The 20,185-nt window shown below is 74.5% G+C and carries 25 protein-coding genes; 10 read left to right on the forward strand and 15 right to left on the reverse strand.

The features are described from left to right. Nucleotides 1–39: 39 nt before the first annotated feature. The 4 genes from QE405_RS16460 to QE405_RS16475 all read left to right on the forward strand — a co-directional run bounded on the left by QE405_RS16460 (nucleotide 40) and on the right by QE405_RS16475 (nucleotide 2,782). Nucleotides 40–699, forward strand: a complete 660-nt coding sequence (locus QE405_RS16460; protein WP_307202703.1) for a TetR/AcrR family transcriptional regulator — start codon at nucleotides 40–42, stop codon at nucleotides 697–699. An 81-nt stretch (nucleotides 700–780) separates the two neighbouring features. Beyond that, nucleotides 781–1,668, forward strand: a complete 888-nt coding sequence (locus QE405_RS16465; RefSeq protein ID WP_307202706.1) for a hypothetical protein — start codon at nucleotides 781–783, stop codon at nucleotides 1,666–1,668. Next, complete coding sequence (locus QE405_RS16470) at nucleotides 1,665–2,519, forward strand: hypothetical protein (RefSeq protein ID WP_307202708.1); 855 nt, start codon at nucleotides 1,665–1,667, stop codon at nucleotides 2,517–2,519. The genes QE405_RS16465 and QE405_RS16470 overlap by 4 nt, the downstream gene beginning before the upstream one ends. Then, on the forward strand, nucleotides 2,516–2,782 hold the full coding sequence (locus QE405_RS16475; protein WP_307202710.1) for a hypothetical protein: 267 nt from the start codon (nucleotides 2,516–2,518) through the stop codon (nucleotides 2,780–2,782). Before QE405_RS16470 ends, QE405_RS16475 begins: the two co-directional genes overlap by 4 nt. A gap of 48 nt (nucleotides 2,783–2,830) precedes the next feature. Here QE405_RS16475 and QE405_RS16480 read toward each other — a convergent pair whose 3' ends face one another. The 3 genes from QE405_RS16480 to QE405_RS16490 form a co-directional block, all read right to left on the reverse strand. After that, nucleotides 2,831–3,292 (reverse strand): PGPGW domain-containing protein, encoded by a 462-nt coding sequence (locus QE405_RS16480; protein WP_307202712.1) that lies wholly within the window; start codon nucleotides 3,290–3,292, stop codon nucleotides 2,831–2,833. A gap of 66 nt (nucleotides 3,293–3,358) precedes the next feature. Beyond that, nucleotides 3,359–4,081 (reverse strand): GAP family protein, encoded by a 723-nt coding sequence (locus QE405_RS16485; RefSeq protein WP_307202714.1) that lies wholly within the window; start codon nucleotides 4,079–4,081, stop codon nucleotides 3,359–3,361. A gap of 104 nt (nucleotides 4,082–4,185) precedes the next feature. Then, entirely contained in the window at nucleotides 4,186–4,938 is a 753-nt protein-coding gene (locus QE405_RS16490; protein ID WP_307202716.1) for a sulfite exporter TauE/SafE family protein, read from the reverse strand. 164 nt (nucleotides 4,939–5,102) lie between these two features. Here QE405_RS16490 and QE405_RS16495 point away from each other — a divergent pair, with 164 nt between their 5' ends. Then, nucleotides 5,103–6,785 (forward strand): cation:proton antiporter, encoded by a 1,683-nt coding sequence (locus tag QE405_RS16495; protein WP_307202718.1) that lies wholly within the window; start codon nucleotides 5,103–5,105, stop codon nucleotides 6,783–6,785. Nucleotides 6,786–6,904: 119 nt separating this feature from the next. Here the strand turns inward: QE405_RS16495 and QE405_RS16500 are convergent, their stop codons facing one another. From QE405_RS16500 to QE405_RS16510, 3 genes are all read right to left on the reverse strand, one after another. Further along, complete coding sequence (locus QE405_RS16500; RefSeq protein WP_307202720.1) at nucleotides 6,905–7,711, reverse strand: ABC transporter permease; 807 nt, start codon at nucleotides 7,709–7,711, stop codon at nucleotides 6,905–6,907. Continuing rightward, nucleotides 7,708–8,709 (reverse strand): ATP-binding cassette domain-containing protein, encoded by a 1,002-nt coding sequence (locus QE405_RS16505; protein ID WP_307202722.1) that lies wholly within the window; start codon nucleotides 8,707–8,709, stop codon nucleotides 7,708–7,710. Before QE405_RS16505 ends, QE405_RS16500 begins: the two co-directional genes overlap by 4 nt. Before the next feature lie 102 nt (nucleotides 8,710–8,811). Then, nucleotides 8,812–9,660 carry an SDR family oxidoreductase gene (locus QE405_RS16510; protein ID WP_307202724.1) on the reverse strand — a complete coding sequence of 283 codons (849 nt, stop codon included), beginning with the start codon at nucleotides 9,658–9,660 and terminating at the stop codon, nucleotides 8,812–8,814. Nucleotides 9,661–9,794: 134 nt separating this feature from the next. On the opposite strand from QE405_RS16510, the gene QE405_RS16515 reads away from it, so the two are divergent. Next, the gene (locus tag QE405_RS16515; protein WP_307202726.1) at nucleotides 9,795–10,136 is read left to right on the forward strand and encodes a winged helix-turn-helix transcriptional regulator; all 342 of its coding nucleotides are present in this window, start codon (nucleotides 9,795–9,797) and stop codon (nucleotides 10,134–10,136) included. Nucleotides 10,137–10,145: 9 nt separating this feature from the next. On the opposite strand, the gene QE405_RS16520 is transcribed toward QE405_RS16515, so the two are convergent. Together QE405_RS16520 and QE405_RS16525 are read right to left on the reverse strand one after the other, a co-directional pair. After that, nucleotides 10,146–11,237, reverse strand: coding sequence for a cation diffusion facilitator family transporter (locus tag QE405_RS16520; protein WP_307202728.1), 1,092 nt, complete (start codon nucleotides 11,235–11,237; stop codon nucleotides 10,146–10,148). Further along, the gene (locus tag QE405_RS16525; RefSeq protein ID WP_307202729.1) at nucleotides 11,234–11,587 is read right to left on the reverse strand and encodes an ArsR/SmtB family transcription factor; all 354 of its coding nucleotides are present in this window, start codon (nucleotides 11,585–11,587) and stop codon (nucleotides 11,234–11,236) included. The genes QE405_RS16520 and QE405_RS16525 overlap by 4 nt, the downstream gene beginning before the upstream one ends. Before the next feature lie 51 nt (nucleotides 11,588–11,638). Here QE405_RS16525 and QE405_RS16530 point away from each other — a divergent pair, with 51 nt between their 5' ends. After that, complete coding sequence (locus tag QE405_RS16530; protein ID WP_307202732.1) at nucleotides 11,639–12,352, forward strand: pirin family protein; 714 nt, start codon at nucleotides 11,639–11,641, stop codon at nucleotides 12,350–12,352. Here the strand turns inward: QE405_RS16530 and QE405_RS16535 are convergent. Next, entirely contained in the window at nucleotides 12,349–12,516 is a 168-nt protein-coding gene (locus QE405_RS16535) for a hypothetical protein (protein WP_307202733.1), read from the reverse strand. The genes QE405_RS16530 and QE405_RS16535 overlap by 4 nt on opposite strands. Nucleotides 12,517–12,559: 43 nt before the next feature. Further along, nucleotides 12,560–12,988, reverse strand: coding sequence for a VOC family protein (locus QE405_RS16540; RefSeq protein ID WP_307202735.1), 429 nt, complete (start codon nucleotides 12,986–12,988; stop codon nucleotides 12,560–12,562). 155 nt (nucleotides 12,989–13,143) lie between these two features. Between QE405_RS16540 and QE405_RS16545 the strand changes: the two genes are divergently transcribed. Together QE405_RS16545 and QE405_RS16550 are read left to right on the forward strand one after the other, a co-directional pair. Continuing rightward, the gene (locus tag QE405_RS16545) at nucleotides 13,144–14,139 is read left to right on the forward strand and encodes a sigma-70 family RNA polymerase sigma factor (protein ID WP_307202737.1); all 996 of its coding nucleotides are present in this window, start codon (nucleotides 13,144–13,146) and stop codon (nucleotides 14,137–14,139) included. Continuing rightward, nucleotides 14,136–14,714, forward strand: a complete 579-nt coding sequence (locus QE405_RS16550) for a TIGR03086 family metal-binding protein (protein ID WP_307202738.1) — start codon at nucleotides 14,136–14,138, stop codon at nucleotides 14,712–14,714. The genes QE405_RS16545 and QE405_RS16550 overlap by 4 nt, the downstream gene beginning before the upstream one ends. Before the next feature lie 6 nt (nucleotides 14,715–14,720). On the opposite strand, the gene QE405_RS16555 is transcribed toward QE405_RS16550, so the two are convergent. From QE405_RS16555 to QE405_RS16575, 5 genes are read right to left on the reverse strand one after another with little or no spacing between them, the layout of a single operon-like run. Then, nucleotides 14,721–15,074, reverse strand: coding sequence for a VOC family protein (locus tag QE405_RS16555; protein ID WP_307202740.1), 354 nt, complete (start codon nucleotides 15,072–15,074; stop codon nucleotides 14,721–14,723). Between the two features lie 36 nt (nucleotides 15,075–15,110). Next, nucleotides 15,111–15,488 (reverse strand): response regulator, encoded by a 378-nt coding sequence (locus QE405_RS16560; RefSeq protein WP_307202743.1) that lies wholly within the window; start codon nucleotides 15,486–15,488, stop codon nucleotides 15,111–15,113. Continuing rightward, nucleotides 15,485–16,057 carry a hypothetical protein gene (locus tag QE405_RS16565; RefSeq protein WP_307202745.1) on the reverse strand — a complete coding sequence of 191 codons (573 nt, stop codon included), beginning with the start codon at nucleotides 16,055–16,057 and terminating at the stop codon, nucleotides 15,485–15,487. The genes QE405_RS16560 and QE405_RS16565 overlap by 4 nt, the downstream gene beginning before the upstream one ends. Further along, entirely contained in the window at nucleotides 16,054–16,581 is a 528-nt protein-coding gene (locus QE405_RS16570) for a pyruvoyl-dependent arginine decarboxylase (RefSeq protein ID WP_307202747.1), read from the reverse strand. Before QE405_RS16570 ends, QE405_RS16565 begins: the two co-directional genes overlap by 4 nt. 1 nt (nucleotide 16,582) lies before the next feature. Next, nucleotides 16,583–18,667, reverse strand: a complete 2,085-nt coding sequence (locus QE405_RS16575) for a sensor histidine kinase (RefSeq protein WP_307202748.1) — start codon at nucleotides 18,665–18,667, stop codon at nucleotides 16,583–16,585. 106 nt (nucleotides 18,668–18,773) lie between these two features. On the opposite strand from QE405_RS16575, the gene QE405_RS16580 reads away from it, so the two are divergent. Further along, nucleotides 18,774–20,096, forward strand: a complete 1,323-nt coding sequence (locus QE405_RS16580) for a glutaminase (protein ID WP_307202750.1) — start codon at nucleotides 18,774–18,776, stop codon at nucleotides 20,094–20,096. Nucleotides 20,097–20,185 lie beyond the last annotated feature (89 nt).

The following is a 20,185-nucleotide window of genomic DNA, read 5'->3' on the forward strand; positions in this document are numbered from 1 at the left end:
TCAGCCTGACGCGAGCGATCACTCGCCTACAATTCGCGTATGGACGCCGCGCGCCGGACCGCCTCGACGCAGCGACCCGTCCCTGGCCTGCGGAGACAGCCGCGCCAGCAGCGCTCGCGGGCGATGGTCGAGCGGATCGTCGCGGCCGCTCGCGTCGTGCTCACCGAGGACGGCTACGACGCGTTCTCCACCAACCGGGTCGCCGCCCGCGCCGACGTGAGCCCCGGCTCGCTCTACCAGTACTTCCCCGACAAGGCCGCCCTCGTCGACGTCCTCACCCAGCGCTGGATCGAGCAGGTGAGCGAGGACGTGACCCGCGTGCTCCTCGACCGCCTCGACGCGACCGGTCCCGCCATGGTCCGCTCCGCCGCCGACGCCCTGCTGACCGCGCTCTCCGCCGACGTGGCGCTGCTGCGGCTCGTGTGGGAGGACCTGCCCGGGGCGCGCAACCTCGCGAGCCGGGAGCTGCTCGAGCGCCGCGTGCGGGACGTGCTCGCGGCGTACCTCGCCGTCCGCCTCCCCGCCCCCGACCGCCCCCGCGCCGCCCGCATGGCGTGGGTCGCCGTGCTGACGATGGAGTTCCTGACGGTGCGGTTCGTGCTCGACCCCGACCCGCCGCTGACGCGGGAGGAGCTGCTGGACGAGGTGGTCGCCATGGGCGTCCGGTACGTCGCGGTCGAGCCGGAAACCTCCGGATGACGCCGCCCCGGCGCCGCGCCTAGGTTCAGGATCGCGCGGCGGCCGTGGGGTCCGTCGCCGGCCGAGGAGGAGGTGCGGGCGATGGGGACGTTCGTCGGGGCCGACGTCGAGGAGCTCCGCGCGCTCGCGGTCGAGCTCGAGGCGGGGGCCGGTGAGCTGCGGGACCTGTCGTCGGAGCTCTCCGGCGCGATCGCTGCGGCGGAGAGCTGGCAGGGCCCGGACGCCACCCGCTGCAAGGACGAGTGGGGCACCCTCGCGCGGAGCAGCATCACCGACGTCGCCGCGGCGCTCGACACGGCCGGGCGCATCGTCCGGCGCAACGCCGACGAGCAGGAGGGCGTCAGCAGCGCCGACTCGACGGCCCCGCAGGGCTACGGCTGGCTCTCCCTCGTGCCCGGCGGCATCGCGACCGCCACCGCGCTCACGAAGATCTGGGGCGCCGGGAAGGGCCTGCTGCAGCTGCGCGGGTTCTTCGACGCGCTGCGCCACCCGGCGACCGGGTTCGGTGCGCTGACCCGCTTCGAGAAGGTGCGCGACGCGATCGAGGCGCTCCTCGCCACGCGCACGACCGGGATCATGGGCATGCTGTCGCGCCTCTCGCTGCCCCTCACCGCGCTCCAGGGCGCGTGGCAGGCGGTGGCCGGCACCGGGTACGACGGCTGGCGCGACACCGTCGGCCGCATCGTCGGCGGCGTCGGCGCGGTCGGTGCCGTCACCCTCCTCGTCGGAGGCACGGCGCTCGCGGCGCCCATCGCGACGGCGGCGGCGATCGGGGTCGCGGCCTACGGCGTGTGGAGCGCCGGCAACTACGTCTACGACAACCGCGCCGCGATCGGCCAGTTCGTCACCCGCGCCGCCGACGGCGTCGCCACCTGGGCCTCCGACCAGGCCTCCCGGGCGCTCGACGCGGCCCGCGACTGGGCCCGTGGCTTCCTCGGGCTCGGTCGCCCGGCGGCGGTGGGCTCGTGAGCGCCGTGAGCGCCGCCGTCACCGCGGAGCGCGGCGCCCCCGCCGACCTCGCGAGGCCGGTCGTCACCCTCACCGACGAGGAGCTGGCGGTGCTCGGCCACGCGGAGGGGCCGGCGGTGACGCCCTACCTGGCCGACCTCACCGGCGCGGTCCGCGACCAGGCGCTCGCGACGGCCCTGCGCGGGCTGCTGGCCCGCGGCATCGTCTCCCCACCCGGCGGCGACGGCGCGCCCGAGCTGCAGGGCGACCGCGTCGAGCTCGACCTGCTCGTGCGGCAGGACGTGCTCTCCGTGCTGACCCTGCGCCGGGCCGCCGGCACCGTCGTCGCGGTGGCCCGCACCGGCGCCGCGGTGCAGGACTTCCTCTACGCCCACGTCGTCGCGGAGTTCGTGCTCGTCGAGCAGGTCGGCACCGACGGCCAGCACCGGTTCTCCCTCGCCCGTGCGGCGGACCTCGGCGCGCTCCTCGTCGGTGCGGTGCTGCACCCGGAGGCGGCGAGCGGTACGACGGGGGACCCGGTCACGCTCTCCGTCCCGGCGGGCGACGTCTCGGGCCCGGCGGCGGTCGCCGTCACGCCCCCGGCCCTCCTGGCGCAGCTGGGCACGGCCCACCTGCGCGCGGACGTCACGGTGCTGCGGGCCGGGTCGGGCGTCGGCGCCGACGGGCCCGGCGAGCTCCTCGGCCTGTTCACCGGCCCGCGCGGGTGCTGGGTGGCGCGCACCGCGGCCGGCAGCGGGCGGGTCCGGATCGCCCCCGTCGACGTCGAGCAGGTGCGCCGCGACGTACGGGCCCTGGCGGCGGACGCCGTCCCCACCCCCGAGAGCATCCCCGAGAGCGGAGACGCGCGATGAGCAGCTTCCACGGCATGAACACCGAGCAGGTCACCGCGCTCGGCACCCGGATGACGGCCGTCGCCGACCGGCTCCGCACCCTCGAGGCGACCCTCACCTCGCGCCTGCAGCAGGCCGCGTGGCAGGGCGCCGACCGGGAGCGCTTCGTGCAGGAGTGGGACGGGGCGTACGTCGCGTCCCTGCGCACCGCGGCCGCAGCGCTCGAGCAGGCCGCGGCGGTGGCCGCCGACAACGTGCGGGCGCAGGAGTCCGTCAGCGCCTGAGGTGTCGTGGCCTCAGCGCTACGGAAAACGGCCCGCTGGGGCCCCGACTCAGGGCTGGGCGGGCGTCGGGCCCGGGTCGATCTTCTGGCCCGGGCGACCGAAGCGACGCAGGCTGTAGACGATCAGCCCCAGGGCGATCGCCGACGACGCGATGAACGTGATGCCGGTGCCGACACCGCCGAGGAGCCACCACGAGTCGCGGACCGGCCACCAGCCGGGCGCCGGCGGACGCACGATCCAGAGCACGCCCAGGGCGGTCAGGCACAGTGCACCGAGCGTCGACATCGCGACGCGGAACCACGTCTCGACGCCCTCCGCGGCGGTGCGCATCGCCGCGCGCTCGATGGGGGCGAGGCGCCGCTCGGCCCACTCGTACTGCTGCGAGAGCACCGCCAGGCCGCCGAACAGCATGAGCAGACCAGGGCCGGGCAGCACCAGGGCTGCGATGCCGCCGACCACCAGGGTCCATCCGACGATCTCGAGGGCGATCCGCTTGCCTGCTCCGCGCACGGGTGAAGCCTGCCAGACAGCCGGGAACGGGGACCGGATTTCCGGCGGCGCCCTCGTCGTCCGCGGTCAGCCGGTGCCGAGGGCGCTCGCCGCGTCGGCCGCCAGCAGGAGGCCGACGATGGCGAGCACCCAGTAGACCGCGCCGTCCGTGACCCGACGCAGCCAGGCGGCGAGACGCGCGAGCGGCGCCTCGACGCGGTCCCGGAGCGCGAGCCGCACCGCGAGGAGCAGGAGGGCCGGCGCCACCATCACCAGGGCGTAGGCCGCCACGACGCCGACGGTGCCCACCACCGGGAGGTCCGCCGCGGTGATGAGCCCGATGGCGGCGAGGAACGGCAGCATGCTCGCCACCTCGACGAGCACCGCGGCGAGGGCGACACCGACCACGACCCGGTACGACGCGTCGGCGCCCACCAGCCGCTCCGCCCAGGTGCCCGCCCGGTCGGCGGGCTGCTCGGGCGCGTGCCCCGGGCGTCGCCGCCACCACGCCAGCACCTTGTCGCCCACGGCACCCGCCGCCAGCAGCACGACGCCGACGACGAGCTGTGCCCAGCGCAGCCAGGTCAGGTCGCCCAGGTCGAGCACGAGGTCGCGGAGCGCGCCTGCGCCGAGCACGAGCGTCACACCGACGGCGGCGTAGAAGCCACCGACGACGGCGAGGTACGCGGCGTACCGGCGCACGTCGACCCGCGGCGCCAGCAGGAGGAGGAGCGGCAGCACGAGCGTGCCGAGGCTCGTGCTGTCGACCAGCGCGAGGCCGGCCAGTGCGGCGAGGGTGACGGGGTCCACGCGGCCGACGCTAGGCAGGCGGGGGTACGCCGCGGATCAGCCGATGGTCGGGGCCGGGGGGTCGTTGGTCGGGGCGTCGTTGGTCGGGGCGTCGTTGGTCGGGATCAGAGCAGCATCGCGACGGCGGACCCCGTGCCGGCCACGACGATCGCGACGCGGAGACACGTGGCGGGGAGACGCTTGGCGATGCGGGCGCCGACGTAGCCCCCCAGGACGGAACCGACCGCCAGCAGTCCGACGACGCCCCAGTCGACGTCGGCCGTCAGGGCGAACACGACGCCGGCCGTGATGTTGGCGGCCATCACCGTCAGCGTGCGGAGGGCACCCGCGACGTGGAGCTCGATGTCGAACGAGAGGGCCAGCACGGCGAGCATCATGACGCCGGCGCCGGCGCCGAAGTAGCCGCCGTACACCCCCACCAGGAGCACGCAGCCCACCACGAGCGGGGTGAGCCGGATCCGGGCCTCGCCGTCCTCGCCGCGGCGGTGGCGCAGCCACGCGGCGATGCGGGGCTGCAGGGCCACGAGGACGCAGGTGCCGAGGATCAGCCACGGCACGATCGCCTCGAACACACCCGCGGGCAGGAGGACGAGCAGCGCGGCGCCACCGATGCCTGCCACGGCGGTGAGGCAGAGGAGCTGCGCCGCGAGCCGCGGGTGGGCGCGGAGCTCGTCACGGAACCCGGCCGCCGCGCCGAGGCCGGCGGGGACCAGACCGATCGTGTTGCTGACGTTGGCGGTGACCGGCGGCAGGCCCACGGCGACCAGCACCGGGAAGGTCAGCAGGGAGGCGACGCCGACCGTCGACGTCAGCACGCCACCGGCGAAGCCGGCGACCAGCACCCACAGCGCGTCCACGTCCACCCGTCCCGTCGAAGCTCCCCGGAGGGCCCGTCGGGGATGGTGCCACGGCGGCCCCTCCCCGGTGTAACGCGGTGTCCGGGCGTCTGTGGAAGTGGTCGACCACCGCAGAAGTCGCCCGGACACCGCGTTACACGCGTGGGTGGGCGGACAATCGGCCCATGGAGCAGCAGACCCTGACGCTCGTCGTGCTCGCGGTCGTGGCGATCGCCCTCGTCTCCATGGTCAGCAACCGGCTCGGCGTGGCGGCGCCGCTCCTGCTGCTGGCGGTGGGGGGCGTCGTCGGGCTGCTGCCCTTCGTGCCGGCCGTCGAGGTCGAGCCGGAGTGGATCCTCGCGGGCGTGCTGCCGCCGCTGCTCTACTCGGCGGCCGTGTCGATGCCGGCCATCGAGTTCCGGCGCGAGCTGCGCGCCATCAGCGGGCTGTCGGTCGTGCTGGTGCTGGCGAGCGCCCTCGTGCTGGGCTGGTTCTTCACGCTCGTCGTGCCCGGGCTCAGCTTCGCCTGGGGGGTCGCGCTCGGCGCCATCATGAGCCCGACCGACGCCGTCGCGACGTCCATCGTCAAGCGGTTCGGGATCAGCCCGCGCGTGGTCGCGATCCTCGAGGGCGAGGGGCTGCTCAACGACGCCACCGCGCTCGTGCTGCTGCGCGCGTCGGTCGCCGCAGCCGCCACCGGCTGGAGCGTGGGCGGGATCGCCCGCGACTTCGCCGTCGCCGTCGTCGTCGCGGCCGCCATCGGCGTCGTCGTGGGCCGGGTCAACCTGTGGCTGCGGGCCCGCACGCTGCAGGCTCCGGTCAACACGGCGCTGTCCCTCGCCGTACCCTTCACCGCCGCCCTCCCCGCCGAGCACCTCGGGGCGTCCGGGCTGGTCGCGGCGGTGGTCGCCGGCCTCGTCACCGGGACGGGCGCGCCCCGCGTGCTGAGCCCCCAGCACCGGTTGTCGGACGCCGAGGTGTGGCGCACCGTGGAGGTGCTCCTCGAAGGCGCGATCTTCCTCGTCATGGGGCTCGAGCTCTTCGGGCTGCTCGTCGACCTCGACGAGGACGACCACCACCTCGGCCGCACCGTGGCGATCGCGGCCGCCGCCCTGGCGATCGTGCTGCTCGTGCGGGCCGCCTTCGTCGCCCCGCTCCTGCTGGCCCTGTCCCGGCGCGCGCGGCGCGGGGCGGCCGTGCGCGACCGCGTCGACCGGATGCGGGAGCTGGCGGAGGACCCCGACCGGTTCGCCGCCGCCCTCACCGCGCGGGCGGAGAAGCACGCCCGGGGACGGCGCGGGGCGTCCCGGGTCGAGCGCCTGCGCCTCGAGCCGGAGCGCATCGAGCGCATCGGGGTGCGCGTACGGCGCCGGCTCGCCGACATCGACTACCTCATCGCCGAGCCGCTCGGCCCCCGCGAGGGCGCCGTCGTGGTGTGGGCGGGCCTGCGGGGCGCGGTCACGCTCGCCGCCGCCCAGACCCTGCCCGCCGACGCGCCCGACCGGTCGCTGCTCGTGTTCCTCGGGTTCCTCGTGGCCGCGGGCTCCCTCGTGGGGCAGGGCGCGACGATCGGCTGGGTCGTGCGGCGCGTGCGACCCGCCGGCGTCGACCAGGCCGCGCTGGACCGGGACCGCCGGCAGCTCGTCGAGGTGCTCCGCGCGACCGCCGAGCGCCTCCAGCGGGACGCCGAGGCCGACGGCGCCGGCCCCGTCGACCGCGCCGACGTCATCGATGCCCAGCGCGGTGTGCTCCTCGACCTCGCCCGCGAGGGGGCCTTCGCGTCGTCGGCCGTGCGCGACGTGATGGCGGTGCTCGACGCCGACCAGATCAGCATCGAGCTCCGCCGCCGTCCGGTGGAGGACGTCTAGCGCGCCCCCGCCCCATCCCCCGGGACGTCATGCGAAGTGGCGGCCCCCGACCACCGGATCGCATGACGTCCCGCGGCCGCCGAGCACCCGCGAGCGGAGCGAGCGCAGAGGGCAGAGCGTCAGCGCGCCGCCGAGAGCCGGTACTGCCGCACGCTCAGCGGCACGAACACCACCAGGATGAGGCCGACCCAGATCAGCGTGTAGAGCGCCGGGTGCTGCATCGACCAGGCGTCGCCGACGGGCACCGACGGGTCGTAGTTGCCGAACAGCTCGCGGCACGCCTGGGTGAGCGTCGAGACGGGGTTCCACTCGACGAGGGTGCGGAGCACCCCGCTGAAGCTCTCGAGCGGGACGAACGCGTTGGACACGAAGGTCAGCGGCATGATGACGATGAACGACGCGTTGTTGATGACCTCGACGCTCGGCACCAGCAGACCGATGTAGGCCATCACCCAGCTGATCGCATAGGCGAACAGGAGCAGCAGCGCGAACCCGAGGACCGCGTCGACGGCGCCCTCGCGGATGCGCCACCCGATGAGCAGGCCGGTGAGCGCCATGATGATCAACGAGAGCACGTTGTAGACCACGTCGGAGGTCGTGCGCCCGATGAGCACCGCCGACGGCGACATCGGCAGCGACCGGAAGCGGTCGATGATGCCCTTCTGCATGTCCTCGGCCAGGCCGGCGCCCGTGAACGTCGCGCCGAACACGACGGTCTGGGCGAAGATGCCACCGATGAGGAACTCGCGGTAGCCGACCCCGCCCTCCGCGCCGATCGCGCCCTCGAAGACGAAGGCGAACAGCAGGATGAACATGATCGGGCTGACGAGCACGAAGACGAGCACCTCGGGCACCCGCTTGATCTTGATGAGGTTGCGCTTGGTGACGACCCAGCCGTCGCTGGCGGTGCGGGCGAGGGAGCTCATCGGCCGGCCTCCTTCTCGGTGGTGCCGGCCGCGCCGGACGCAGTCGCGGACTCGTCGGCCACCGCACCGGTGAGCGACAGGAAGACGTCGTCGAGGGTCGGCCGGCGGAGCCCGACGTCGAGCAGCGCGATGGAGGAGCCTTCGAAGGCGTCGAGCACGCGCCGGAGCGCGGGCACACCGTCGTCGACGGCCGCCGTGAGCGTGCGCCCGGTGTCGTCGGTCTGCACCTCGGCCCCGGCCATCGCGACGTCGGCCAGGATGGCGCGGGCGCGCTCGGCGTCGCCGCGCTCGCGCAGCACGGCCTCGATGCGCTCCCCGCCCACCTGGGCCTTGAGGTCGTCGGCGGTGCCGCGGGCGATCGCGCGGCCGTGGTCGATGACGACGATGTCGTCGGCGAGGCGGTCGGCCTCCTCCAGGTACTGCGTCGTCAGCAGCAGCGTCGAGCCCGATCCCACCAGCTCGCGGATGACGTCCCACATCTCGAGGCGGCTGCGCGGGTCGAGGCCCGTCGTCGGCTCGTCCAGGATGAGCACCGGCGGGGACGCGACGAGCGCCCCGGCCAGGTCGAGGCGGCGGCGCATGCCCCCGGAGTAGGTCTTCGAGGGCCGGTCGCCGGCGTCGGCGAGGGAGAAGCGCTCGAGCAGCTCCCGCGCGCGCTCACGCGCCCGGGCGCGGCCCAGCCCGTAGAGCCGGCCCACCATCTCCAGGTTCTCGAAGCCGGTCAGGTGCTCGTCGACCGCGGCGTACTGCCCCGAGAGACCGATCCGGCGCCGCACCCCGTCGGGGTCGCCCACCACGTCGACACCCGCGACCTCGGCCCGGCCCCCGTCCGGCTTCAGCAGCGTCGCGAGGATGCGCACCGCCGTCGTCTTCCCCGCCCCGTTGGGGCCGAGGAGGCCCAGCACCGTGCCCTCGGGCACGGCGAGGTCGAGCCCCGCGAGGGCTCGGACCTCGCCGTACCTCTTCTCCAGGCCCTCTGCTCGGATCATCTCTGCCATCGCGGTCCTTCCCCTGGGCGCGCACCACACGTGCGCGTCAGGATCACAGACCGCGGTGACAGTCCTGACTCATCGGTGGGTCAGGCCCAGGTCAGGCCCAGGTCAGGCCCAGGTGGGGACCGTCTGCGCGATCGTGCGCGGCGCGCGCCCCAGCAGGGTGGCGAGGTCGTCGCCGGTGCGAGCGAGCTCGCCGTCGAGGATGTTCTGGTCGGCGGCCACGAGGAAGCCGGCGGTGCCCTCGTCGAGCCCCGCTCCGAGGAGCACCTCGCGGTAGGTGTCGGCGGGGAGCGCGGCGTACGCGACCTCGCGACCGAGCACGTCCGCGAAGACGGCCGCGAGCTCGGCGTGGGTCCACGCCTCCTGGCCGACCAGCTCGTAGGCCGCACCGTCGTGGCCCTCGGAGGAGAGCACCACCGCGGCCGCCTCGGCGAGCTCGGCCCGCTCGACGCTGGAGACCCGGCCGTCGCCCGCCGCCGCGGCGACCTGGCCGCGCTCGGCCGCCTGGCCGAAGGCGGGGAGGTAGTTCTCGGTGTACCAGCCGTTGCGCAGGAACGTCCACGGCAGGCCGCTGGCCTCGATGAGCTCCTCGGTGACCTTGTGCTCCGGCGCGACGACCAGCGTCGGGCTGTCCACGTTGGTCACCGACGTGTAGACGATCCGCGCCACGCCGGCGGCCTTCGCGGCCTCGACGACGTTGCCGTGCTGCCGCGCCCGCTGGCCGACCGCGCTCGAGGAGACGAGCAGCAGCACGTCACCCGCCGAGAGCACCGACGCGTCGACGTCGTCGTAGTCGAGACGGGCGGTGCGTACGCCGCGGTCCGCCAGCACCTGGAGCTTCGCCGTGTCACGGGCCGTGGCCAGGACGTCGCCCGGCGCGACACCGCGCTCGAGCAGCTTCTCCACCACCAGTCGTCCGAGCTGTCCGCTCGCCGCCGTCACCACGATCGTCATGTCGTTCCTCCTCTGTTCGCGCACCGCGCCGTGCGGTGCTGTTCGAGGGGCTCAACGAGGACGGGTCAGCAACCCTTCCCGCACGGGGGTACCGACTTTGAAGTGGGGTACCCACCCCCAGGTAAGGTAGGCCCATGCCGCCGACGATCCCCCACCTCTCCGCCCTCGACACCGGCTGCCCCCACATGCGCCTCCTCGTCGAGCACGTGACGAGCAAGTGGGGACTGCTGGTGCTGCTGCAGCTCGACGGCCGCACCCTGCGGTGGAGCGAGCTCAAGCGAGCCATCCCCGGCGTCAGCGAGAAGATGCTGATCCAGACGCTGCAGACCCTCGAGGCCGACGGCCTCGTGCTGCGGGCGGCCCGGCCCGTCGTGCCCCCGCACGTCGAGTACTCGCTCACCGACGCCGGCCACGACGCCGCCGCCCTCCTCGCCCCCCTCGCCCTCTGGGCGCAGGACCGCGTGCGGGAGGGCTGAGGCGGGGCGTCACGCCCCGGTCAGCCCCGGCAGCACCGCGGGGGTCGGGTGGTGCGCGACGCCCGCGTGCGGGTCGCGCGCGGCGACGCCCTCCACCCACGGCCCCACGTGCACCGTCGCCGCGACGAGCTTCGGCACCCCGTGGAGCAGGGCGTGCTGCGCCTCGTGGGCGAGGTCGTGCGCCGCCGCCAGGTCGAGGCCGGGGTCGGCGAGCACCGCCACCTCGGCGCGGAGCCGGTGCCCGGTCCAGCGCAGCCGGAGGTCCTCCACGCCCCGTACCCCCTCCACCGCCCTCAGCGACCGCAGGGCCGCGTCGGTCAGCGCCGGGTCGACGGCGTCGAGGAGCCGGCCGAGCACGTCACGGGCGGCGCCCACGAGCACGACGAGGATCATCGCCGTGATGACGAGGCCGACCACGGGGTCGGCGGCCGGCACGCCGAGCATCACGCCGACGGCGCCGACGAGCACCGCCAGCGACGTGAACCCGTCGGTGCGCGCGTGGTGGCCGTCCGCGACGAGCGCGGCCGAGCCGATGCGCCGTCCGGTGCGGATCCGGTAGGCCGCCACCGCCTCGTTCCCCACGAACCCGATGAGGCCCGCGACCGCGACGGCCACCGGCGCCTCGACGGTCCGCGGGTGCAGCAGCCGGTCGATGCTCTGCCAGCCGGCGACCACCGCGGAGAGCGCGATCATCGCGACGACGAAGAGACCGGCGAGGTCCTCGGCACGCCCGAACCCGTAGGTGAAGCGCCGCGTCGGCGCCCGGCGCCCGAGGAGGAACGCGATCCACAGCGGCACCGCCGTGAGCGCGTCGGAGAAGTTGTGGACGGTGTCGGCCAGCAGCGCGACCGACCCCGTGAACGCGACGACGACCGCCTGCGCCAGCGCCGTCGCCAGCAGCACGGCCAGGCTGATCTTCAGCGTGCGGATCCCGACGGCGCTCGCCTCCAGCGCCGCGTCGAGGGAGTCGGCCGGGTCGTGGCTGTGCGGCCGCACGGCGTGGGCGAGGCGGGCGCGCCACCCGGGACGCGCCGGCCCGTGACCGTGACCGTGACCGTGGCCGTGACCGTGGCCGTGACCGTGGCCGTGGCCCGCGCTCACCGCGCGCCCTCCGCGTGGTGCGCGGGGACCCCGCCGGCGGCGTGCTCGGCGTGGTGCAGCGCGTCGACGACGAGGGTGCGCACGTGGTCGTTCGCGAGGCGGTAGAACACCTGGTTGCCCTGCCGCCGCGTCGTCACCATCCGCCCCATCCGCAGCTTCGCGAGGTGCTGCGAGACCGCGGCCTGCGGCTTGGCGACCCGCTCGGCCAGGTCGTTGACGCTCAGCTCGCCGTCGCGCAGCGCCGACAGCAGCCGCACGCGGGTGGCGTCGGCGAGCAGCCGGAAGATCTCGACGGCCAGGTCCACCTCGTCGTCGGCGGGACCCGCGACGACGCCTCTATCTGCACGCATGCGCATATGCTAAGGCGACTACCTGCCCCCGCCAACCCCTACGGTGGCCCCATGCCTGCCGAGGTACGACGCGGCGCCGACGCCTTCCGCACCGTCACCGACGACCGCACGACCACCCACGCGTTCTCGTTCGGCGCCCACTACGACCCGGCCAACCTCGGGTTCGGCCCGCTGGTCGTCCACAACGACGACCGCGTGGCACCCGGTGGCGGCTACCCCGACCACCCGCACACCGACGTCGAGATCGTGACCTGGGTGCTCGACGGTGCCCTCACCCACACCGACACGGGCGACCCGGCGGGCGGCAGCGCGACGCTGGGAGCCGGGACCGTCCAGGTCACCAGCGCCGGCAGCGGCATCCGGCACAGCGAGCTCGTCGACCCCGACGCCGGCCCGACACGCTTCCTCCAGGCCTGGGTGCGCCCCGACGCGCGTGGCGACCGGCCGCGCACCACGCGCGCCACCGTCGATCCCGCGGACCTCGCCGCCGGGCTCGTGCCCGTCGCAGGCGGCCCCGACGCGCCACCGGTCGGCACCCGCGGGGCCACGTTGTGGGTCGCGCGGCCGCGCCGCGGCGTACCCCTGCGGCTGCCCGACGCGCCCCTGCTCCACCTGTACGTCGCGCGTGGCGCGCTCGACGTTCCCGCAGCGCCAGGGCTCAGGGAGGGGGATGCCTGGCGGCTGCGGGACGCCGGCGAGATCGACGTCGTACCCCAGGACGACCGCACGGAGCTCGCTGTGTGGTCGTTCGGAGCCGGTCGCTAGTCGGACGGGTCTGCGGCGACGACGGATTCGAGACGCTCGTGCAACCGGGCACGCACCTCGTCGGGCGTCAGCTGCGCGCGGGCGCGCTGGTCACGGGCGATGACGACGCCGGTCGCGGTGACGCCGGCGAGACCGGCGAGGCCGAGCACCTTCCAGAGCTTCACGGGCCCAGTGTGCCTCGCCCCACCGACGGCGGCTCGGCTCGACTCAGCCCAGCGCCGCCGGGTCCATCCACATGACCTCCCAGATCTGGCCCTCCGGGTCACGGAACGACCACCCGAACATCGGGCCGTCGTCCTGCGGCTCGCCCGCCGGCGAGCCCCCGAGCGCCAGCGCCCGCTCGACGAGGGCCCGGACGTCGTCGGCGCTGCCCGCGGAGAGGCAGTAGAGCGCCCCGGTGCCGCTCGCGGGCGCGGTGGTGCCGTGGAACGAGTGGAAGTAGGCGTGCTCGAGGAACATCACGGACGTCAGCGCGTTGAGCTGCACCGACACGGCCCGGTCGTCGCTGAACGCCTCGTTGACGGTGAAGCCGAGCTCGCTCCAGAACGCGCGGGTGGCGGCCGGGTCGGCGACCGGGAGGTTGACGAAGAGCATCCGCTCGTTTGCCTGCTGCGGGGTGGGCTGCGTGGTGGTCATGGTGGGGATCCCCTCGTGGTGCGGCCCCTCGTGGGCCGGTCACGTGCTCCGACCGGGCGACCGGCGCCCACTCATCGGCCCCGGACCGATGAGTTCCGGGCCCCGGTGGGGTCATGATGGTCGTCCGTCCCTGTCCCACCCCCCAGGAGCGCCCGGTGACCACCGACCTGACCACGGAGCTCGACGACTTCGACGCCCTGACCGCGCGCTACCGCCGCGAGCTCCTCGCGCACTGCTACCGGATGAGCGGGTCGACCCACGAGGCGGAGGACCTCGTGCAGGAGACCTTCCTCCGCGCCTGGAAGGCGTCGCGCAGCTTCGAGGGCCGCAGCTCGGTGCGCACCTGGCTCTACCGCATCGCCACGAACGTCTGCCTCACCAACCTCGAGAGCAAGCCCCGGCGACCGCTGCCGAGCGCCCTCGGCACGCCGGAGGCGACCGTCGGCGAGCTCGCCCCCGACGCCGAGGTCCCGTGGCTGGAGCCCGTGCCCGACGCGGCGGTCGTCGTCGCTGAGCGGGACTCGATCCGCCTCGCGTTCGTCGCGGCGCTCCAGCACCTGCCGGCCCGTCAGCGCGCGGTGCTGATCCTCCGCGACGTGCTCCGCTGGACCGCGAAGGAGACCGCCGCCGCGCTCGACACGTCGGTCGCCGCGGTGAACTCGGCCCTCCAGCGCGCGCACGCCCAGCTGCAGCAGCAGGGCCTCACCGACGAGACCGTGGCGGAGGACCTCAACCCCGCCCAGCAGCGGCTCCTCGACCGCTACGTCGACGCCTTCTGGCGCAAGGACCTCACCGCGATCGTCGAGCTCCTGACCACCGAGGCGAGCTGGGAGATGCCGCCCTTCACCGGCTGGTACGTCGGCGCGGACGTCATCGCCGAGCTCATCGGCACGAAGTGCCCGGGCGGCGGCTACGACATGCCGATGGTGCGCACGGACGCCAACGGCGCGCCGGCCTTCGGTCTCTACATGCGCACCCCCGCCGGCCACTTCGAGCCCTTCCACCTGCAGGTGCTCGACCTCGACGGGGACCGCGTGCGCCACGTCAGCGCCTTCTTCGACACCCGGCTGTTCGCGACGTTCGGGCTCCCGCCCCGGCTGCCGGCCGACCACGTCCCGGGTGCCGACCCGGTGACCGCGGGCACGCCGTGACCGTCGGCGACCTGGCCGTCCCGGTCGAGGTCGCCCTGCTGGAGCGTGCGCTGGCGTGGACCGGCGGCCGGCTCGCGACCGTCGAGCCGCACCACCTCGCGCTCCCGACGCCGTGCGCCGGGTGGACGCTCGAGCAGCTGCTCGCCCACATGGAGGACGGCCTCGACGCGTTCAGCGAGGCCGCCGCCGGCTTCGTCGTGCCCCTGCCGCCGCCACGGCTGCCCGAGCACCCGGTGCCGCTCGTGACCGTGCTGCAGGCGAAGGCCTGCGCGTTGCTGGGCTCGTGGTCACGACCGACGCTTCCCGCCGTGCGCACGGGGTCGGCGCACCTGGCGGCAGGCACGCTCGTCGCCACGGCGGCCCTCGAGATCACCGTGCACGGCTGGGACGTCGCCGCCACCGTCGACGCCCGGCGCCCCCTGCCGCCCGAGGACCTCGCGCGGGCGCTGCTCCCGGTCGCCGGCGCCGTCGTCACGCCGCAGGACCGGCCCCACCGGTTCGGCTCCCCGGTGCCGCCGGCGCCGACCGCGTCGTACGCCGCCCGGCTCGTCGGGTTCCTCGGCCGGCGGCCCTGACGTCCGTCAGCGCTCGGACCACACCCCCAGCTCGTTGCCGGTGGGGTCGGTGAAGTGGAACCGGCGGCCACCGGGGAAGGAGTACGGGCCCTGCGTCACCGTTCCGCCCGCCGCCTCCACCGCGGCCAGGGTGGCGTCGAGGTCGGCCGAGTAGAGCAGCACGAGCGGGCGACCCGGACGCTCGTCGTCCAGCGCGAGGCCGCCGCCCTCGTGGTCGCTGCCGGGATCGTCGTGGAAGCCCGTGTAGCCCGGCCCGTAGCTCGTCGTGCGCCAGCCGAACGCGTCGGCGTAGAAGCTCGTCGAGGCACCGAGGTCGCCGACGGACAGCTCGACGTAGTCGATCGTGTGGTGGAGAGGCATGCGACGACCGTAGGCCGTGCCGCCGACAGCTCTCGGCTACCAGCCGACGAGCACCCGCACCTGGTCGGCGAGGCCGACCGGGTCGAACGGCTTGGCGATGACGCCCGCCACGGCGAGGTCCGCCCAGGGCTCCGGCTCGCCGGGCACCGTCAGCTTCGCCGTCACCAGCACGATGGGGATGTCGGCGGTCGCCGGGTCCCCCAGCAGGGTCGCCGCTGCAGCCAGGCCGTCCATCTCCGGCATCATCACGTCCATCAGCACGACGGACGGCCGGTGCTCCCGCGCCGCTGCGACCGCCTCGCGCCCGTCGGTCGCCGTCACGACCCGCCAGCCGGCGAACGACGTCAGCGCCAGCTCGACGAGGAGCCGGATGTCGTCGTCGTCGTCCACGACGAGCGCGAGGGGGGAGGTCATCGACCCTGGAAGTCCGCCGCGACGTACGTCTGCGTGTCGAGCGTGCTCATCGTCGCGCCTCCGGACCGGTCGAGTATCGCCACGATACCGGCCTCCAGCTGGAGCTGGTCGCGGTTGAAGGAGCACATGTCCCAGACGCAGACCGCCTGCTCGGCCCGGAGGCGCTCGACGATCGTCTCGACCATGGACTCGAAGGCGCGGTGCCGGTGGAAGCGCGGGTCGACCAGCGTGAAGCCGAGGTAGTAGACCGCGGAGCGCGCGGACTCCTCGGGGAAGCGCGCGGCGTAGTACTCCGGGCTGATCCAGACGATCGCGTCGAGCTGGTTGGTGAACGTCGAGATGCCCACGATGGCCCCGTCGGGGTCGATCGCGACGTACTTGTCGACGCGCTCGTCCGCCATCTCCTCGGCGAACTCCTCGTGGGTGAGCACGTGGCGCGCCGCCGCCAGCACCCGCAGCGGACCGAACGCCGCCTCGTAGAGGCCGTAGAGCCGCGCCACCTCCTCCGGGGAGGCGCCCAGCGCGGACCGTCGCTCGACCCGCACGGCGACCCGTTCCGCGCCGCTCACCACGCGGCGCCCCAGCCCCTGGCCTCGTACGCCGCGACGACGACCGCGCAGACCGGCAGGTCGTCGCAGTGCACGCCCACGATCTCCTGGTGGATCTCCCCCACCGGGATCCCGCGCCGCTCGGCCATGTCGGTCAGCGTCAGCCGGATCAGCTCCTGCACCGACTCCGAGCTGCCGCCGTGGTGCTCGACGAAGTAGCCACCCTTCTCGCCCCCGTGGGTCCACCCGATGCCGGCCCAGGCGGACGCCCCGCGCAGCTCGGCGTGGGCCACGGACAGCACGCAGTAGAGGCGATCGCCGTGCGTGGCCGGGAACGGGCTGTGGTCGCCGCGACGGATCTCCGCGCTCGGCGGCACGACCGAGGAGAGGGGGATGAGGTTGAGGTCGCCCACGCCCGCGGCGTGCAGCGCGTCGTCGAAGGCCGACAGGGGGGTCTGTCCGGTGCCGGTCGCGGACCGCACCGAGATGACCAGGGGCGCTCCCCCACCGCTCGGCGTGGTGGGGGCGTCGTCGTGGGGACTCACTTCACTCCTCGCTGCTCGTGCTGGACGCAGCCGACGCCGCGCCGTCGCCGCCGGCATCGGTGCCGGCGGACCGGGGGAGGGTAAACCAGAAGGTCGTGCCGACACCGACCTCGCTGGTCACCCAGATCCGACCTTTCATCTGGTGGACGATCTCGCGGGTGATCGCGAGGCCGAGGCCCATCCCGCCCTCGCGGCGGACGTCGGACGAGTCGACCTGCCGGAACCGCTCGAAGACGGCCTCGATCTGGGCCTCGGGGATGCCGCGGCCCTGGTCGTGGACGCCCACCACCACCTCGTCGCCGGTCCCGTCGGCCGTGACCCTGACCTCGGTGCCGGGCTCCGAGAACTTCAGCGCGTTGCCCACGAGGTTCGTGATCACCTGCCCGAACCGGCCCTCGTCGGCGACGACCACGGAGTCGTCCGCGGCCGCGGTGACGCGGATGCACCGCGCGTCGGCGAGCGCGTCGACCGCCCCCAGCCCGTCGGCGATCAGGGCGTCGACCCGGTGGGGGACGATCTGCATCGGCATCTGGCCGGAGCTCAGGCGCTCGACGTCGAGGATGTCGTTGACGAGGCGGCCGAGCCGCTCCGAGTTCTCGGTGGCCATGCGCAGGAGGCGGGGGCCGGGCGCCGGCAGCGGCCCGGCGACCCCGTCGTCCAGCATCTGCAGGCTGCCCTGGATCGCGGTGAGCGGGGTGCGCAGCTCGTGGCCCACCACCGAGAGGAACTGGCGCTTCATCCGCTCCACCTCGCGCCGCTGCGTGGCGTCACGGAAGGCCACGACGGCGCCGCTGACGGACCCGTCGTCCTCGAGGATCGGGCTGGCGGTGATCTCGACCTCGAGCCGCACGCCGTCGCCCCGCACGTAGACGTCGTCCTCCGAGGCCGTCGTGCTCCCCAGCTGGATGGCCTCGGTGATGTAGCAGGCCACGAGCGGGTCCTCCGCGCCCTCCAGGTCGGTGTGGAACAGCGTGTGCGCGTGGGTGGTGCGGTCCAGCTCGCCGTCGAGGCCCAGCATCTCCCGCGCGGAGCGGTTCATCAGCGTGATCCGCCCCTCCCGGTCCACCGCGTAGATGCCGTCGCCGACGCTGTCGATGAGGGCGCTGCGCTCCCGCAGCAGGTGGCGCAGGTCCCCGGTCTGGGCGTCGACCGTGCGCTCGAGGCCCCGGCGGAGCGCGTGGTTCTCGGAGATGAGGAGCATCTGCCGGGCTGCGGCCGACATCACGAGGACGAGCCAGAGCATGCCCGTGCCGGTCCGGACGTCGCGGGGGACACCCGCGACGATCTGGATGACGCCGGCGCCGAGGATGATCGCGAAGACCGCACCGGTGCTGGCGATGCCGCCGGGCCGCCGTCGCCGCTCGCGCCGGCCCGCACGCCCGGGCACCGCGGTCGCGACGGCGATCGTCAGGTAGCCGAGGATCCAGCCCAGGTCGGTCCACGTGCCGAAGACGTAGGACCCCTCGGCGTCGAGCACGGCGTAGTGCAGGTCGCCCACGGCGTAGCAGAAGAAGCCGATCATCAGCAGGGCGAGCGCCGAGCGGTCCACCTCGTCGGCGCGGAGGAGCTGGCTCGCCGCGGCGGTCACGACGATGACGTCGAGCACCGGGATCACGAGCACGACGGCCCGCTCGAGACCGCCGCCCTGCGTCGAGGCGAGGAGCTGGGAGTAGACGAGCGCGCTCGCGATGATGAGGGCCGCGCAGCCGCCGACGACCCCGTCGAGGATGCGCGTCGTGGCCTCCGTGCGCGAGAGCTTCTCCTGCGGGAAGAGGAGGATGCCGACGATCGCGATGAGCAGGGCGACGCCGATGGTGGCGTCGACGGCGGGACCGCCGAGCGAGCCACCCACCAGCACCGCGACGACGCCGTTGCCGGCCGCGGCGATCGTGGCCGCGACGGCGAGCATCGACCAGGCACGACGGCGGGGACCGGCGCTCCCCGCGGCGCGGATGAAGCAGCCCACCGCGGCGACGAGGCCCGCGGCCAGCAGGAAGACGGTGGCGACGTTCGGGTGCGGGTGCCCGGTGCTCAGCACGACGACAGCGGTCAACGCGAGGGCACCCAGGGCGACGACGGCCGCCACGTGCCCACGAGAATTGCCCACAGCCGGCCGACCTTCCCTCCGCCCCGTGGGGCCATGGTGACACGTCCGGCGACACCTGGCCGCAGGACCGTGATGGAGTGGGTGCGTGCGCACCCCGCTGCCCGACTACCTGACCGAGGTGCTGGAGGTCTGCGGCACCGACTCCAGCGGCGAGCTCGCCGCCTACATCCCGGAGCTCGCCGCCGCTGATCCCGACCGGCTCGCGCTCGGCCTCTGCACCGTCGACGGCACGGGGTACGCCGTCGGCGACGACGCCGTCCGCTTCTCGATCCAGTCCATCTCGAAGCCGTTCGCCTACGCGCTCGCCCTCGCCGACCTCGGCCTCGACGCCGTGCTCGCCAAGGTCGGCGTCGAGCCCTCGGGCGAGGCCTTCAACGAGCTGTCGCTCGAGGAGGACTCCGGTCGTCCGCTCAACCCGATGATCAACGCGGGCGCGATCACCGTGCACGCACTGGTGGGCATGGACCGGGTACGGCGCGGGTTCGCCGCCTTCGCCGGCCGCGAGCTCGCGGTGGACGACGAGGTCAGCTCCTCCGAGCTCGCCACCGCCGACCGCAACCGCGCGATCGCCTACATGCTGCGCAACCACGGCATCGTCGAGGACGATCCGCAGGAGGTCGTCGCGGGCTACACGGAGCAGTGCTCGCTGCTCGTCGACGTCGCCGACCTGGCCGCGATGGCCGCGACGCTGGCCAACGGCGGCGTCCAGCCCGTCACGGGCGAGGAGGTCGTGCCCCGCTGGGTGGCCCGGCAGGTGCTGAGCGTGATGGCGACCTGCGGGATGTACGACGCCGCGGGCGACTGGTTCACCACCGTCGGCATCCCCGCCAAGTCGGGCGTCTCCGGCGGGCTCATCGGCGCGCTGCCGGGACGCGCCGGGCTCGCCGTCTTCTCCCCCCGCCTCGACCAGCACGGCAACTCGGTCCGCGGCGTGCAGGTCTTCGAGCGGCTCTCCACCGACATGGGCATGCACCTCATGGAGGTGCCGCCTCCCGCCCGCTCGCTGGTGCGCGAGCGGGCTCCCCTGCCCACGGGCGACGGTCACGGCGAGGTGTTCGAGCTCCAGGGGTCGGTCGACTTCGTCGGCATGGAGCGCTTCCTCCGCGAGCTCGCCGACGAGGCCCCGAGCGAGTCGGCCGTCGTCCTGGACCTGACGCGGGTCCACGAGGTGCGCGACGTCGGTCGGCGCATGCTGCTCGAGGGCGCCCGCCGCCTCAGCCTCGACGGCCACCGGGTCGAGTTCGTCGACCCCGACGGCATGCTCGCCGCCTTCCCCGACGGCGACTCCGGCCCGGGCGAGGGCGACGCGGACGGCGACGGTCGCCCGGACGGCGCCGAGTCGGCCGCCGACGACCCGTTGGTCGACGTCGGCGACGGGATCCAGGCGCGCGTGCGGCGGCGCCGGTAGGCGGGTCGGCTCCGGCCCCCTCCCGTCCCTCCCCTCCGTCTCGCCCCTCCTCCTCACCCCTCCTCGTGTAACGCGGTGTTCGTGCTACT

It is taken from the genome of Nocardioides zeae (genome assembly GCF_030818655.1).
In the GTDB taxonomy this organism is placed as follows: Bacteria; Actinomycetota; Actinomycetes; order Propionibacteriales; family Nocardioidaceae; genus Nocardioides; species Nocardioides zeae_A.